17 protein-coding genes are annotated in these 14,311 nt (G+C 45.8%); 15 read left to right on the forward strand and 2 right to left on the reverse strand.

The features are described 5' to 3' along the window. Positions 1–179 precede the first annotated feature (179 nt). The 9 genes from AB432_RS15455 to AB432_RS15495 all read left to right on the forward strand — a co-directional run bounded on the left by AB432_RS15455 (position 180) and on the right by AB432_RS15495 (position 6,171). Positions 180–650, forward strand: a complete 471-nt coding sequence (locus AB432_RS15455; protein WP_235617706.1) for a MarR family transcriptional regulator — start codon at positions 180–182, stop codon at positions 648–650. Beyond that, complete coding sequence (locus tag AB432_RS15460) at positions 643–1,932, forward strand: hypothetical protein (protein WP_048033036.1); 1,290 nt, start codon at positions 643–645, stop codon at positions 1,930–1,932. Before AB432_RS15455 ends, AB432_RS15460 begins: the two co-directional genes overlap by 8 nt. 65 nt (positions 1,933–1,997) lie before the next feature. Continuing rightward, positions 1,998–2,186, forward strand: coding sequence for an alpha/beta-type small acid-soluble spore protein (locus AB432_RS15465; RefSeq protein WP_048033037.1), 189 nt, complete (start codon positions 1,998–2,000; stop codon positions 2,184–2,186). A gap of 103 nt (positions 2,187–2,289) precedes the next feature. Then, positions 2,290–2,541, forward strand: coding sequence for a hypothetical protein (locus tag AB432_RS30765; protein ID WP_201265927.1), 252 nt, complete (start codon positions 2,290–2,292; stop codon positions 2,539–2,541). A gap of 172 nt (positions 2,542–2,713) precedes the next feature. Next, positions 2,714–3,598: a hypothetical protein gene (locus tag AB432_RS15475; RefSeq protein ID WP_048033039.1), complete on the forward strand. Its 885-nt coding sequence runs from the start codon at positions 2,714–2,716 to the stop codon at positions 3,596–3,598. Positions 3,599–3,696: 98 nt separating this feature from the next. Next, the gene (locus AB432_RS15480) at positions 3,697–4,482 is read left to right on the forward strand and encodes a CsxC family protein (RefSeq protein WP_048033040.1); all 786 of its coding nucleotides are present in this window, start codon (positions 3,697–3,699) and stop codon (positions 4,480–4,482) included. 268 nt (positions 4,483–4,750) lie between these two features. Next, complete coding sequence (locus AB432_RS15485; protein ID WP_048033041.1) at positions 4,751–5,167, forward strand: MerR family transcriptional regulator; 417 nt, start codon at positions 4,751–4,753, stop codon at positions 5,165–5,167. Between the two features lie 56 nt (positions 5,168–5,223). After that, entirely contained in the window at positions 5,224–5,418 is a 195-nt protein-coding gene (locus tag AB432_RS15490; protein WP_162630243.1) for a hypothetical protein, read from the forward strand. A gap of 387 nt (positions 5,419–5,805) precedes the next feature. Further along, the gene (locus AB432_RS15495; protein ID WP_048033043.1) at positions 5,806–6,171 is read left to right on the forward strand and encodes a MerR family transcriptional regulator; all 366 of its coding nucleotides are present in this window, start codon (positions 5,806–5,808) and stop codon (positions 6,169–6,171) included. 47 nt (positions 6,172–6,218) lie between these two features. Here the strand turns inward: AB432_RS15495 and AB432_RS15500 are convergent, their stop codons facing one another. Beyond that, positions 6,219–6,977 (reverse strand): SDR family oxidoreductase, encoded by a 759-nt coding sequence (locus AB432_RS15500; protein ID WP_048033044.1) that lies wholly within the window; start codon positions 6,975–6,977, stop codon positions 6,219–6,221. A gap of 479 nt (positions 6,978–7,456) precedes the next feature. Between AB432_RS15500 and AB432_RS15505 the strand changes: the two genes are divergently transcribed. The 6 genes from AB432_RS15505 (at position 7,457) to AB432_RS15530 (ending at position 12,919) form a co-directional block, all read left to right on the forward strand. Next, on the forward strand, positions 7,457–9,862 hold the full coding sequence (locus AB432_RS15505; RefSeq protein ID WP_053079583.1) for a peptidase G2 autoproteolytic cleavage domain-containing protein: 2,406 nt from the start codon (positions 7,457–7,459) through the stop codon (positions 9,860–9,862). 28 nt (positions 9,863–9,890) lie between these two features. After that, on the forward strand, positions 9,891–10,082 hold the full coding sequence (locus tag AB432_RS15510) for a hypothetical protein (protein ID WP_048033045.1): 192 nt from the start codon (positions 9,891–9,893) through the stop codon (positions 10,080–10,082). Positions 10,083–10,371: 289 nt separating this feature from the next. Then, positions 10,372–10,827: a DUF2628 domain-containing protein gene (locus tag AB432_RS15515; RefSeq protein ID WP_048033046.1), complete on the forward strand. Its 456-nt coding sequence runs from the start codon at positions 10,372–10,374 to the stop codon at positions 10,825–10,827. 35 nt (positions 10,828–10,862) lie between these two features. Then, a complete protein-coding gene (locus AB432_RS15520) occupies positions 10,863–11,264 on the forward strand; it encodes a hypothetical protein (protein ID WP_048033047.1) in 402 nt (133 codons plus the stop codon). 32 nt (positions 11,265–11,296) lie between these two features. Then, positions 11,297–11,938 carry a hypothetical protein gene (locus AB432_RS15525; protein ID WP_048033048.1) on the forward strand — a complete coding sequence of 214 codons (642 nt, stop codon included), beginning with the start codon at positions 11,297–11,299 and terminating at the stop codon, positions 11,936–11,938. A gap of 45 nt (positions 11,939–11,983) precedes the next feature. Continuing rightward, on the forward strand, positions 11,984–12,919 hold the full coding sequence (locus AB432_RS15530; RefSeq protein WP_048033049.1) for a DUF4261 domain-containing protein: 936 nt from the start codon (positions 11,984–11,986) through the stop codon (positions 12,917–12,919). 100 nt (positions 12,920–13,019) lie between these two features. Here the strand turns inward: AB432_RS15530 and AB432_RS15535 are convergent, their stop codons facing one another. Next, positions 13,020–14,252 carry a hypothetical protein gene (locus AB432_RS15535; RefSeq protein ID WP_048033050.1) on the reverse strand — a complete coding sequence of 411 codons (1,233 nt, stop codon included), beginning with the start codon at positions 14,250–14,252 and terminating at the stop codon, positions 13,020–13,022. Positions 14,253–14,311: the final 59 nt, after the last annotated feature.

Here is a 14,311-nt window from a genome sequence, read left to right on the forward strand (position 1 = left end):
AGGTGTTCATCCATCTGCTAAAGATTGACGAGCAAATATAATTCGCGAGTCATGGAAAAGTGAGTCCTAAGACACTAGTTTTTTGTTGGTGTCTTTTTCTATTTATTCAGGTAAAATTTAGTCGAACGATATTTCTGAAATATAGAGTGAAAAGAAGGGATTTCATGATTGTTCTTGGGATGATGATTTGCATTTGGTTGTTATCACTTTGGGTGCATCCGATCCTACAAGCTTATGTGGAGGCATTTCTGCTCTTTTTTTATGAGGACAGATACGAAGCGTACATTCCTTATGAAATGACAGCCTTACATTATGCGGTGAATGCCATGACACTTGGTTTCATCTTCGGACTGCCACTTGAAATCAAATACAAAAGGGCAAAATCAAAATGGCTCAAGAAGCTCAAGTTTCTTGAAAGCCTCGAGTCCGACAATATCCTGTATATTCTTTCTGTTGCGCGTGATCAGCAGGGCTATGTGACAGCAGCGGATATCGCGTCCCAATCTACTCTTACCATACAAAAAGCGCAAGATATATTAAGTAAGCTTCAAAAAAAAGGGTTTGCTGACCTGAGTGTAACCGAGAAGGGTGACATTCTCTATTATTTCGCGGGCTTTACTGTAGGTGAGGAAGGAGCAGCGAATGAATAAATTTTTAGGCAGCTTGGTGATTCTTTTTGTTATTGGCGTTTTTCTCATACTTGCTTTGCTAACTGGCTATTTTGTCATCGATGGCATCTATCAAATCTTAGACAACACAATCTTCTTAGGAATTTTGATGAGCCTCATTTCCATTGGTTACGCGTTCTTTTACATGGAAGGAAGAAGGCTGGCAAAAAAGCAAATGCAACGAACACAGCAAGCCGTTGCAATGACGGTCGCTAATAAAAATCATGGAGTCGTTTCTGTTGCATCGTTTGCTCTCGAATCGCAGTTGCCGCTATCGCAGTGTGAGCAAATTCTGAGAGAGATGGAACAACGAAAGGTTTTGAGCACGTCCACCATGCCAGGCAAGATGGCCGTCTATCAGTTGGATGATTATGTATACGGACATATGCCTTATGAAAGTGACTATGAGGAAGCTCTCAAACTGGAACAGAGCCAGCGAAAACGCAAAAAAAGAATCTTACAAGCCGTATTGGGAGGAGTCATTGGCACATTGATTGCCATCTCAGAAGAACAAATTATCTTGAACATGAGAGAGTATATCTCAGCGGCTACTACTGCAATCATCTTTCTTATATTAATTGGACGTTACATACTGACCTCGCATCGGAAAGAGGATCAACAGCATTCGGAACACGATGTTTTGACGTATGTCATGGACAGTGCAGGGGAACTCAATCCGAAAGAGATTCCGTACTATACGCATGAAAGCTATCAATCGATTGAGCCCATTATCGATAAATGGCACAAAAGCAACTACTGCTCAATTACGCATCAAGAAGATGGTGGAATCATCTATCTCTTTCCGAATTATACGGATGAGTCGGAAGTGTACGAATATGACGAAGAGTATGATCCGATCCCTGCATGGATCGATAAAAGGTCCAGATTTCTGCTCTTTTGCTGTTTAGCATTTGTCTTCACCTTTATAGGCGGCTATGCCCTTGTACATTGGAACAGCCTTATCTTCATTCTCGCTTGTACGACCATAGGAGGGATCTACGGTTATTTTGCCTTCACACAAAAACCGGAGCTAGAGAGAAGGGAGCGAATCGCACTGCAAGTAGCTACGAAAAAGGGCGGTGCTTTAGCGGTTTACGAGCTGGCTTACAATGCCAGAATCACCATGGATGAAGCTGCGATGTTATTAGAAAAATGGGAGCAAACGAATATTGCGAGAAAAGTATATGCAGAGGAAGGCGCGCCAATTTACATGGTGAGTGGCCTGGCTTCCAAAGAACAAAGACTACGGTCGGAGCATGTTTGATTACACTCCCATAATCTGCACATACTACCATTCACGAAAACAATCACAACCAGAGGTGAACAGCAATGTCACGTTCAAATTCCTTGGTGTATGGACAAGCTCGTGCAGCACTTGACCAATTAAAGTACGAGATCGCTGCTGAATTCGGGGTCGAGTTGGGCGCTGATACGTCGGCACGCCAAAATGGCTCTGTCGGTGGAGAGATGACGAAGCGTTTGGTACAATACGCGGAACAGCAAATGTTTCACCTGTAATCCCTCCTTGTGAGGGATTTTTCTTTCGCTTATACGTAACCGAAATATCGCGTATAATTACGGGAGAGCGACGAGAAAGTTTTCATCGTCTTTTTTGTGTTGCTTGAAGTGGTTCTGGGTGCCCAAGCAAAAAACCTTGACCAACAGGTGTTTACCGAAGTACCGGTCGAGCTTAACGATATCTGGTTCATACTCCACGATCTTTTTAAAGGCTAAAAACGGTCGTTTCCAATTTGACTTGCATTTTAGATATTTGATCGTCCTGACAGAGGTCTTGGTGAAGGCCGAACCCATCAAGGACAAAACGGCAATGGAGAAAAGCATTTTCCAAAGCAAAGATATCGATACATCCTGAGGTCAAGATTATAAGTGTCGGAGCGTAAAAAAATAAAGGACAACGGCTTTCGTGGTTTCTTCGGAAGAGGGTTGTTCTTTTTTGTTAGGGGAAGACGAATTATTTAGTGAAAGGGCAAGTGTCTATACAACCAGACGGGCGATCACGTATGGATAATGGGAGGAGTATTTTGATGGGGAGGAGTGAGGACATGCCGAACGACAAGAAAAATCCGAAGAATCGAAAGCCAATTCTTAACCATCGAGGCTCTTTGAAAAAGTCGAGTGCATCACTCCCGCTCCTTTTTGTAGTACCGAAGGAACAGATGCAGCCTCAGCAAGGTGCCATCGATAAGCAGAAAGTGTATCGTTCCAAGAAACCTAAGCGCAAACGAAACCATGCGCCTCCACCTCCGGTCAAGCAGACAGCTACTGAACAAATTTCACCGCAGTCCGCTCCTGACATTCCTCCCATCTCCAAGGATGCCAGGGATCTTACGAAAGAAAACAACAGATCTCAGCCAGAACTGATTCAAGCAAAAGTAGTCTACGTAGAAAACGCAGGTCAATCGCTCATGCAGGTTGCTATCCTGGAAGAAATTTGGGACGTAGAGTGGGTTCATTCCTTACGTGTGCCATGGAAGCTCGATTGGAAAGAGGTGGAATGCCAAAGTAAGATCGATGTCCAGCACGTTCGCCACGATGATAGCAAAAAGATTGTCTGGCTGTCAGGTGAGTTGGAAATCAAGGGTGTGGGGGTCACTGTCGATTCGCAAAAAGTAGAGCATGAAACGATTCGCTTGCCATTTACCTCTACAGTATTACGCCCTTCCTTGCCCAAAGAAAATGTAGGAACAAGTGCCATTCTCCTTACAGCACCAGCTTGTCTGACGAATAGATGGGTAGAGACGGGGGACTGGCAAATCAACATCACGGCAGAACCGCTCACCCATTCGCAATCAGGATGGAAGGAGTTCAGCGGCTTGGCAACCATTAGCGGTCGTGTATGGTGGTATCGGAAGCAGCTAGTTCCCGTTCCGCCTCCATACATAACGAAGAAGGTAAACAGTCTTTTCTAGAAAAAAGGGCAGATAACGCTTGGCATCAGCCAAATCCATATTGAATCTAGTCCATATAATATAAAGAGAGTAGGTTGGTGATAAAGGAGAGAGTAAAAATGGGTATACATGGCGATGGCTGTAACTGTGGCCAAACTCAAGTTACGCAAAACAGCTGCACGGTGGAAAACGCCCGTGTGTTCGGAATGGCTTCGACCGAAACCGCTTTTCCTAAAACGATTAAAGTACCTGTAACGTTGGCGGAAACGGCCGTTGTCGTATGTGTGGAAGCTAATGTTCATTTGGAAAGGCCTGCCCTTGAGATCATTCGAGTATTAAAGAGTGTTATTCTGGAGCAATGTGAGCTGGTTCCTACATTTAACCCGTTGTCTGCAAAGTTGTTCGTCAGTGGTTTTATTCGCAAAAATATCGAGTACACCACAGTTGATCAAGTAACGGGAACTGCTGTATGCGGTGACGTACGACATACAACGGCGCTGATACCATTCGATTTCTGTACGGATCTGACCTTTCCGGCTACAGGACCGACTTTGCAACTGGCACCAGATTTCGAGTCACACGGAGAATATTTGAATAAATCAGGTCATGCGGCAAAGATCAACGTAGGTTTGTTCGGTAACCGAAAAGTTTACAACGAGAGACCGTATTGTGAGCTGTTATTCACGGAATTCACCGAATTAGACATTGGTTTGGAAAATAAGCGGTGCAAAGACACAACCAAAACATTCTCGACCGTCCGTGAAAAAATCGTCCTGCGTATTGGTCTGAAGGTTTTGCAGGATCAACAAGTTCCTATTCCAACAACACCACCACCGACACCACCACCAAAACCGACATTTCCACCACCTTGCAAACCGATATGTCCACCTAAGAAAAAATGGTAGTACGAAAAAAGCGTTTGATGAGACACTTCAGGGCAGATCATGTGCTACTGGGTGTCTCTTTTTTCATGAGGAAGTGATTGGTTTCGACTTAGACAGGCATGCCAATCCACCTAAGTCGGCGTACATGTTTATTCAACTGTGAGAGGAGATCGAGGACCCAAAAACGAAGGTTTCAGCTTCAGACAAGGGTTGTCCAAACAGACAATCTTTTTTCTGATTGACTCTGTACGTAACTACAGCCTTTATCATAATGATTGAGGAGGAAAATATGGATGGGTTGACGAGAAGCCAAGTAGCCAGTGAAGCCAATGTGCATAGTGAAACAGTCAGATACTACGAAAAAAGGGGACTCATTGCCGCAGCTCCCCGCAATAAATCCGGCTATCGCATGTTCTCTCAGCAAACCGTTACTGACATTCTATTCATTAAACGTGCACAGGACATTGGCTTTACGTTAGAAGAGATCAAAAACCTCTTGATTCTGTACAAAAAAGACGAGGAGCTTCCCACCCAGGAAATGCACAAGCTGGCCCTTGATAAAGTAGAAGAAATCAACAAAAAAATAAGCCAGCTTCAACATTTCAAAGCATTGCTAGAGGAAGCTACAAAACGTCCACCCTCGATGTGGTCCGTCTCAAGGGAGCAATGCCCGATCATGCAAAAATGTGCGAAAGGAGAGGAGTAGTCATAGGTGCAAAAATCGAAATATTTGTAGATGGCAGTCACTCCAGTTCTGCCTTTGTGGAAAAGGTCAAAGCGTTATGCTGTTCCAAATGTGAGGTCGTCGTTCATAACAAGCTGGAGCAGAGTGTCGAGGGCGAATTTGAGGAGAAAACGAAGGTATATGGGATTGAAGCATTGCCAGCGGTGACGATGGATGGAAAGGTAGTCGATATGGAAAAAGTGAACGCGGTAAAGAAGGAACATGGACGGTAAATTTACAAGGACACGGATACTGTAATTACTAAAGAGCTGCATGGGCTTTGCTATAGTAGACAGATCCGGCGATGTTCATGTTAGCAGAGTCATTGGTAATTGCAATCCATTCAGCTAACGCAAAAACACCTTCGCTAACCCTTTTAGGTGATAGTATTTTACTACCTTCTCTTGATGTTGACTCTATAGAACGATCAAATATGATTTACCATGTAAAAAATTCTTGAGTTCACATATAAATGTAAATGTTTTCTTCTAGTTCTTGTTTTCTGGAGAATTTTCATACGAAAGAAGCAGCATAGATTCGTAATCAAAAACGATATGGATACCCTGACATTCTGGCATATAATTGGGATAGCATTCTCACACGAGGAGGTACTTTACTGCGTGAAAATAAGCGAATTATCCCAATTAACCAATGTCAGTACTCGATCGATCCGCTATTATGAAGAAAAGGGTTTGTTACAGGCAGAACGACTGGAAAATGATTACCGCCATTTCAATGAATCGGCAGTCAAGCGCGTCAAGATGATTCAACTGTACTTGAAGCTGGGATTAACAGCGGATGAAATCAGAACGCTGTTCAGAGGGGAAGTTGCGACTCCAGACGATTACGAATATTGCGAGGAAATGCTGGCGATTTACGAACAAAAGCTCAGCAAAGTGAACGAACAGATTGAGGCACTCCAAGAGTGGAAGAAAACGCTGGAGAGGCAAATATCCATTACCCGCGGAAAAAAGGTTACGAGCTAGTTCATAGTCACGGCCCCGAAGCGATCAGCTGATCCGGGGCCGTCTTTTTAAAAGGAATGTAAGTTTTGCCCGATGCCACCATCCACAGTTAGCCTCGCACCAGTCGTAAAGGTAGCGTCAAAGGCGAAGAAAAGCACCGCTTTCGCCACTTCTTCTGATGAACCATGACGTTTCATTGGTGTAATCTTATCGCCAAGCTCCTGGAAGGTAGCGCGTTGTTCATCCGAGAAACCGGCAACTCCCATGGAAGGCGTATCAATGAAACCGGGACTTACGACATTGACACGAATGCCCTTGTCAAGCAACTCCACTGCAAACCCGGAGGCCAAAGAGCGCAATGCCGCCTTGGATGCACTGTATACGCTCATGCCGGGGTAGCCGCCTTCATCTGCTACGGAAGATGTAAATACGATCGAACCTCCTTCATGAATAAGCGGTGCCAAGCGCTGGACAGTGAAAAATGCCCCTTTCGTATTTACCTCAAAAATCCGATCGTAGGTCTCCTCAGTGACTTCCAAAAACGGTTCCAGAATGGAAGTGCCTGCATTCACATGGAGAAAATCGATCTTACCAAAATGCTTTTCAACATAGTCTCCGAATGCTTGCACATCCTCCATGCTCGATACGTCAGACACCACAACATGTGCCCGTTCGCCCAGCTCACGTTTTGCTTCTTCGGCATTTTTCAGATTGCGACCAGAGACGATGACCTCGGCACCGCCTGCCAGCAATGCTTTTGCCACGGCCAAGCCCATGCCATGTGTACCTCCAGTTACGACTGCTTTTTTACCTGTATAGTTGTTCATTTTTTGTCTCTCCTTGAGTGAATGAGTTATCGTTCTGCATGTAGTCTAAACGTTCACGCTAATGTGAAGGTCAAGGGCTTATGGAGAAAAAAGAGCGGTTCACTCGTCGGTTGTAATTTACATTATCTGGATTAGCTTTTTGATTATATTTAACCGATCATCAGTCAGTTAGGTTGATTGGTCATGAAAGGAGGGGAATGAGATGCTGTATAAGATCATCACGATTCGTACTGTTCCTTTTTCTTATGCTATCAGCGGTGATCATTGTCAGTGCTTCCCGTAATGGTGAACAAGAATTACACCAAACAAATTGAATTCAAATACTTCGACTCAATGGTATCAGCATCGAGTTAGCTGGATGGGTTGTTTCGTTCGTCCTACGGAATAATTCCACCCTTATCCATGGTTAAGCCGACCAGTCCACCATTCTTCTCATGGCATACGATACCATAACTGTTTAGTAGGGGGGAGGGTATCGTATGCCAAATGGTTGCAACGAAATCGCAAGCGGGCTGTGTTCCGAAGCGGAAGGAATAGGCACAGTCGCGAGTGGTGAAGGCTCCCACGCCGAGGGAGTCAGCACCACAGCCAGCGGTAAAGGATCGCATGCGGAAGGATTCAAAACTACGGCAAGCAATTTCGCCGCCCATGCAGAAGGGATCGGAGGAACGGCAAGTGGACTTGCGGCTCATGCGGAAGGATTCAACACGACAGCAAGTGGAGATGAGTCACATGCGGAAGGGAAAGGGACGATCGCAAGCGGACTGATTTCCCATACAGAGGGGCTCCTAACAACAGCAACTCAACTGGCTGCCCATGCGGAAGGGATATCCACGGCGGCGAGTGGACGCGCTTCACATGCGGAAGGGAGTAGCACACAGGCGCAAGCGGATCAATCTCATGCCGAGGGTATATCTACCATCGCTAGTGGACTGAATTCTCATGCTGAAGGGGAAGGAAACACCGCTAGTGGAAGAGCTTCCCACGTAGAGGGCGGTGGTGTAGATCAATTGGGTAACCCAGCTCCTAACCTAGCCAGTGGTCAAAGTGCTCATGCAGAAGGGGTTGGAACAATTGCAAGTGGGTTTGCGTCTCATGCCGAAGGAGGAACTTTAAGTATCTTATCGAGGCCAGGCCCACAGGCGTTAGGGGATTTTTCCCATGCGGAGGGTCGTGAGACAGAAGCCAGCGGAGATGCATCCCATTCGGAGGGTGCTCGGGCAATTGCCAGTGGATTTGCATCCCATGCCGAGGGGCTTTTTACAGTTGCGAGCGGAAATTTTTCCCACGCAGAGGGTTCTAATACAGAGGCCAGTGGATTAGGATCCCATGCTGAGGGTTCTGGTACAGAGGCGAGTGGATTTGCATCCCATACCGAGGGGTCTGTGACAGAGGCTAGTGGAGTAGCATCGCATGCAGAGGGTGTGACTACAGAGGCGAGTGGATTTGCGTCGCATGCGGAGGGTGTTTCTACAAATGCTAGCGGATTTGCGTCGCATGCGGAGGGTAATTTCGCAGATGCCTTAGGTCTTTTTTCTCATGCGGAAGGTGATGGGACAGATGCTATTGGAAATTCGTCCCATGCAGAGGGTTCTGGTACAGTGGCGAGGGGAAATTTTTCCCACGCGGAGGGTTTTCATACAAATGCCAGTGGAATAGCATCGCATGCGGAGGGTGTTTCTACAAATGCCACTGGATTTGCGGCCCATGCCGAGGGGAATTTTGCAGATGCCATCGGCAGTTTTTCTCATGCAGAGGGTGATGGGACAGATGCCACTGGCGTTGCGTCCCATGCAGAGGGTTCTGGCACAGTGGCCAGTGGAAATTTGTCGCATGCGGAGGGTTTTCATTCAAATGCCGTTGGATTTGCGGCCCATGCGGAGGGTAATTTCGCAGATGCTATAGGGAATTTTTCCCATGCAGAGGGTGATGGGACAGATGCCACTGGAGTTGCGTCCCACGCGGAGGGTTCTGGTACAGTGGCAAGTGGAGAGGTGTCGCATACGGAGGGTTTTCATACAGTGGCCAGTGCATTTGGGTCCCATGCGGAGGGTTCTGAGACAGAGGCCAGTGGATTTGCATCGCATGCGGAGGGTGTTAACACTCTTGCAGATGGAAACTTCTCCCATACAGAAGGTTTGGGCACATGCGCTGGCACACTTGGGGGAGTGCATGTGATGGGGATCAACGGCGCTCCCAATCCTGCAGCGGGAGATTTGCCATTTTCCTGGTACCTAGTTAATGGAGCAGCTCCATGTGACCCTACAGGCGTCAAAGCCAAAATTTTAAATAACGGCAGTGCGTGTTTCGAATCGACCGTCACAGCTTCGGCATTCAACGTAGCCGTCGGTGCTTGCGATTTTGCTGAGATGTTTGAGACGGCGGATGGCCAGCCGATTGATGTCGGTTACTTTGTAAGCTTTGACGGAGAAAGTGAGACCATCCGGAAAGCTACTTCCAACGACGATTATATTCTAGGAGTGACCAGCTCTAATCCGGCAATTTTGGCGGATGTGGAAGATCCGGGGTGCAGCAAGTTCGTGCTCGATGAATGGAGTCGTATCCAATACCACGAGGTCGTGGTTCCGGCAGTAACCGATCGGGAAGGAAATATCATCATACCCGAACGAACAGAGGAGAGACCCAAAATCAATCCGTATTGGGATCCGAACCGGAAGTGTAAAACGCGGAAAGAAATGCCCAACTGGGTGGCTATCGGTCTCATCGGTAAACTGCTTCTTCGCGACGATGGAACGTGCCGAGCGGGGGGATATTGCAAACCGAACGACGAAGGGGTGGCGACGGCATCGGGTACAGGTTATCGGGTAATGAAAAGGACAGGAGATAATCAAATCTTGATATTGTTTAATGGGAACAGAGTATAGAAGAATATACTGATAGGGAGATAGAAATATGAGTTCTGAAGAGAGACGCTTAGAACGGATCGAGAAGAAAAAAGAGAAGATCTCCAAAATGGAAGCAAGACTGGGAGAGATTCCTGAACCTTTGAGAGAACAACAGATGAAGATGATCGAGATGATGAAGAGCGGAATCGAAATGATCGAGAACAACATTCGCAAACGGAAAAACATTTGGGATTTTTAGTAAATTTATCAGTGACGGCATGGTAAAGCTCAGTCGATTCTAAGATGATAGTGGGTGAGTGACCTGTTCTTGCAGTTCCACAGCATTGCCAGTGATGCGAAATCTAAGTGGTACGTCCAAAAATAAAAGAGGTCAACCAGCAAAAACTGGCTGACCTTCTAATACAAATGGTTCGATATCGTTTGGGTTGGTCATTTTTGGTATAATGAGAGGTCGTTAGAGCATACTCGCCCACATAAAGGTCGCAAAAGATTAGGAACTAATAGAAAATAGTTTTGGGGGAGAACCTTTGGAGACACATCTTACCTTGAATTTCTTGTCCGCCTATGTCCACCATCATAAGTACTATCTGGAGGCTTGGCGGGCGAAAGGACTCTCATGGAATTGGGGAGCAGCACTTTTTGGCGTAGCATGGTTTGCCTATCGGAAGATGTATGGATGGGCGACCGTTATTTATTTGGTGAACCTCTTTGTGGGTTTTGCCTTGGGTGCATTGGCATTCGATGATGCTACCTTTAATGAAGTGTACATACTCTTTGCATTATTTCAACGAGCGTTATTTGGACTAACCGGCAATTTTTTATACTATGTGTCGGCTGTTCGGAAAATAAAAAAAGCGTACAGTAATAATGCCTTGCTTGATTTAGAAGAGACAAGAACGCTTGGTGGTGTTAGTGTTCGCGGCGTTGTAGTGGTTGTGTTGGTCAATATTGGCTTTAGTCTATTAGATTTACTGCTCACATAGTGAAGAGAAGTTCCTCATTTGGGGAGGGAGATAGCATGGGAGTAGCTTATAAGCTGCATTGTGAACGTTGCTCATACAACCAAAATGTGTACATGGGCGTTGGATTCAGATATGGTTATTTGAGCGAAATCGAAGAATGGTTCGAGGATCCAGTTGGCAAGGAGCGAATCCGAGAATTTATGAAGGACGAGCGTACAAAGTATAACTGCTTTCATGGTCTATACGCTTGCGAAAAATGCAAATACCTGCTAAATGCCCACTATTTGCACTTGCAGTCGGACACTGATTCGTATTTACAAAGCTATGATTGTCCACGGTGTTCAGAGAAAATGCCATCTATACCGATTGACAAGGAGCTGGATCACGGGTATTCGCCGACTTGTCCCGAATGCGGGGAGGAAAAGTTGTCCGTGGAAGGTTTTTTGGATTGGGATTAGGCGGAGTATCTAAATCGTAAAGGTGGATGCAAATGAAAAGCTGGTCAAAGCCTTTCCTAAAACATGAAGTATTAAAACAGCGTATGCTCGTCCTGAGTGCCCTGGATATTCTACTATGCCAGGAGGAATGGCTGCGTAGATATCAGTTCGATCCACAATGGGATGAAAACACAACATTCGCGAGCATTAACAACGGAGCAGGCGACGATCTTTACATCCTGTTCACTCCCGAGGGCGTTATTGTAAAAGGGTTTGATCATGAATCGGAAATGAGTCCTCATGCCAGGGAAGAATACGAGGTTTGGCCTGGTATCTATGAGCAAGTCCCTCCAGCTTTGCTTCATCGACTCGATGACGAAGCGTTAACCAAGGAGGACGTTACGTTTTGTTTATGGCAAGTACCTACTGATCACGTGTGGAAAACAGGAGACATACATAATCCGCAAGGGCTGGATGACGGCTCAGATTTTTTGCTTGGGATGATATATGATAGTCCAGAAGATTATGTAGAGTGGGCAGAGGCTTACTACGAGGTGAAGGTTTCGCTTGATGTAGTTGGGTACACGTTTTCAAATACTGCCATTACCGAAGAAATGATTACGGAGCTGAATCCGGAAGTGGATCTGGAACTCGCGATGAAGGAGCTTCAAGCGATCGGATTTACAGTTACGTAAAGTACGCCATGACTCATAAAAATACAATGGAAAGAAGATGACGATATGCCAAAAGGTATGTATTCTCAAGGAGTTGCCGTCCTGCTGTCAACGGCGGTTCCGATTCACAAAATAGCAGACATGCTCAAGGATCAATTCGAAATTGTTAACATCATGGAAACGTTCGACCAATGGGTGTTCAGCGGCCCTAGCTTGCTTATTCCGTATCGTCCAGAAGTAAACGGATATATTCAGGTCGATGTCGTCGATAAGCCTTGGCCGGATAGTATGGGAGACCCGGCAGAAGACACGATGCTGTTTGGCGCTTGGTCGATGGGCTTTTTCGGTCCGTTCACGTTCTCGAATAGCCTTGAGCGGGCAACTCAACAGTCTTGGGGATATCCCGAAGGGCGGCAAGCCGCATCCGAGCACAAAGCGTTCATCCGTATTCGCTCTTCTTTCGTGTTGGGAGAGTCGAACGATCAAGCTCCTGTACTGCCTGAGGGTTATGAAGCACTCCCGGAGTTGATGACTGTCACCGCCATTGCTGAGTCGCTGTTGAAAATGCCAGAAGCCCTTTGCTTTTTTAATCCGAATGGAGAGTGCCTCGCGTCTGCCGAGCTGATGCAAGAGCTGAATCAACGTTATGAGCAAATCCAGCTTCTTCCGCTGGAGCTATGGTCCAATGTCCGGTTGTTCAATCTTCCGGAAGGATGGCTCTTGATGGATACCGTCGGCATGCAGCAGTTGGATGTGATCGATCATGAGGCGATATTTAATGGGGATGCCTACGATCCGAATGAGGTCGCGAGTTTCCTGCGAAATATATCGAACTATGTATATGAGAATGGTCCTGTTATCAATGACGGAGATACAACCGATGGGCCGGGTGATGAAGTTTGGAAGTGTGTCTTGCTGGAGGAAGGGTTGGCAAGCCCACCGCGTGATGTGCTTCGCTGGTATCCATTGGATGGAAGGGAAAAACCTGCGGGATTGGAATAATTGCGTTATCACTTGGGAGACCAAGGGAACTTGATAGGAAAAGCACGACCATACCCCTTGTTTAACAGGGCATTGTCGTGCTTTTATTTGTTTGACCTACTTATTTGATAATCTCCTCATAGATCAGCTTGCCGTCATGCGTATACACACCAATCTTTTTGGTCCCCGAGATGGTGTACTCGATGGCAACGGTCTCATTCGTAGGAGTGATCAGCAATTGATGTGGAAAGTTGAAGCTTTGATTGTTAGCTGTGTTCGCAATGATCTGGGAATCAGTATGAAACAATTGTCCCGTCTGCTTGAGCTCTTTCATTAGTTCTGGCTTATTTAGCACATATTGTTGCGGTGAGACGACTTTATCTGCCGCATTAATTTTGGTAAAAGTATATGGCTTGTTGGTTTTCGTCACAGCCAGAAAGTGACCATCAGCTGTCGGGCGGATAAACGCATACTTTTTGGAAGCAATGAGTCCCTTTTTATTCATCAGCACATAAAATTCTTCGCTCCCCAGCTTGCCTGAGACAACGAATGCTCCACTGTGCATATTCGATTCGACTTTATAGTTACGGGAAGGCTTTAGCATAATTTTGCCTTCATTGCTGATAAAATGCGTCTGGCCATTTATTTTCACACGATGCCAGCCTTCACCATATCCGTAATATTCATCAAAAAATGGCTTACTCAGTATTTTTCCATGAATATTTCTCATGCCCATCTTGTAATATTCGTACCCTTTTGCGTCTTTTACCATATCACCATAGGGCAAGTAATACGGATCAAACGTTTTCGTAGTCGGTTCGGCTAGGTAGAATGGATGATCCGCGTCCGGAAACTTCTTGGTAATTTTCCCTGTTTTGGCGTTGTACAGATACGGCAGGTTTCCCGGAAAGTCCGTGCCCGTAAACCATTCCCCATGTATCTGCTTGAAAGCAACATCGCAACAGGTACCCATCGGTGAAACTTTGCCCTGCTTATCGTAGACCAAATATTCCGTATGCTTAAAAAAGCTGCCATTATAAAAATAACCGTACCCATTTCGGAGCGGGTACACTTCACTTTTATAAACGAGATAATTGCTTTTTATTACTTTTCCAGACGGTGAAACCAATGACATGGTGTAAGTCTTTGGAGGTGAATCGTGCTTGTAAAGTGGTTGCTTCGTGAAAAGAAAGAATGGCTCTGTCAAATGAGACGGGATTTGCAGGTTTTGATACACCACTGGTAATTGCGGTGGATTTAATGGGTCTTGCTGCTCTTCAGCCTTGATTGGCGAAGTAGAGAAGAAGGTAAGAAACAGAACGAGCATGGTTTTTAATAGGGTAGAAAATTTCATGTGAGAAATTCCTTTCTAGTATGTTGATGAGGTCAGTCTTACACTATGACGGTTCAATC

The sequence above is a fragment of the Brevibacillus brevis genome, assembly GCF_001039275.2.
GTDB classification, from domain to species: domain Bacteria; phylum Bacillota; class Bacilli; order Brevibacillales; family Brevibacillaceae; genus Brevibacillus; species Brevibacillus brevis_C.

Coding starts and splice junctions, on each gene's coding strand:
- AB432_RS15530 (WP_048033049.1), top strand. CDS start 11,984: ATGCCAAAAGGTATGTATTCTCAAGGAGTTGCCGTCCTGCTGTCAACG.
- AB432_RS15525 (WP_048033048.1), top strand. CDS start 11,297: ATGAAAAGCTGGTCAAAGCCTTTCCTAAAACATGAAGTATTAAAACAG.
- AB432_RS15485 (WP_048033041.1), top strand. CDS start 4,751: ATGGATGGGTTGACGAGAAGCCAAGTAGCCAGTGAAGCCAATGTGCAT.
- AB432_RS15465 (WP_048033037.1), top strand. CDS start 1,998: ATGTCACGTTCAAATTCCTTGGTGTATGGACAAGCTCGTGCAGCACTT.
- AB432_RS15480 (WP_048033040.1), top strand. CDS start 3,697: ATGGGTATACATGGCGATGGCTGTAACTGTGGCCAAACTCAAGTTACG.
- AB432_RS15520 (WP_048033047.1), top strand. CDS start 10,863: ATGGGAGTAGCTTATAAGCTGCATTGTGAACGTTGCTCATACAACCAA.
- AB432_RS15500 (WP_048033044.1), bottom strand. CDS start 6,977: ATGAACAACTATACAGGTAAAAAAGCAGTCGTAACTGGAGGTACACAT.
- AB432_RS15510 (WP_048033045.1), top strand. CDS start 9,891: ATGAGTTCTGAAGAGAGACGCTTAGAACGGATCGAGAAGAAAAAAGAG.
- AB432_RS15505 (WP_053079583.1), top strand. CDS start 7,457: ATGCCAAATGGTTGCAACGAAATCGCAAGCGGGCTGTGTTCCGAAGCG.
- AB432_RS15475 (WP_048033039.1), top strand. CDS start 2,714: ATGGGGAGGAGTGAGGACATGCCGAACGACAAGAAAAATCCGAAGAAT.
- AB432_RS15455 (WP_235617706.1), top strand. CDS start 180: ATGATGATTTGCATTTGGTTGTTATCACTTTGGGTGCATCCGATCCTA.
- AB432_RS15460 (WP_048033036.1), top strand. CDS start 643: ATGAATAAATTTTTAGGCAGCTTGGTGATTCTTTTTGTTATTGGCGTT.
- AB432_RS15535 (WP_048033050.1), bottom strand. CDS start 14,252: ATGAAATTTTCTACCCTATTAAAAACCATGCTCGTTCTGTTTCTTACC.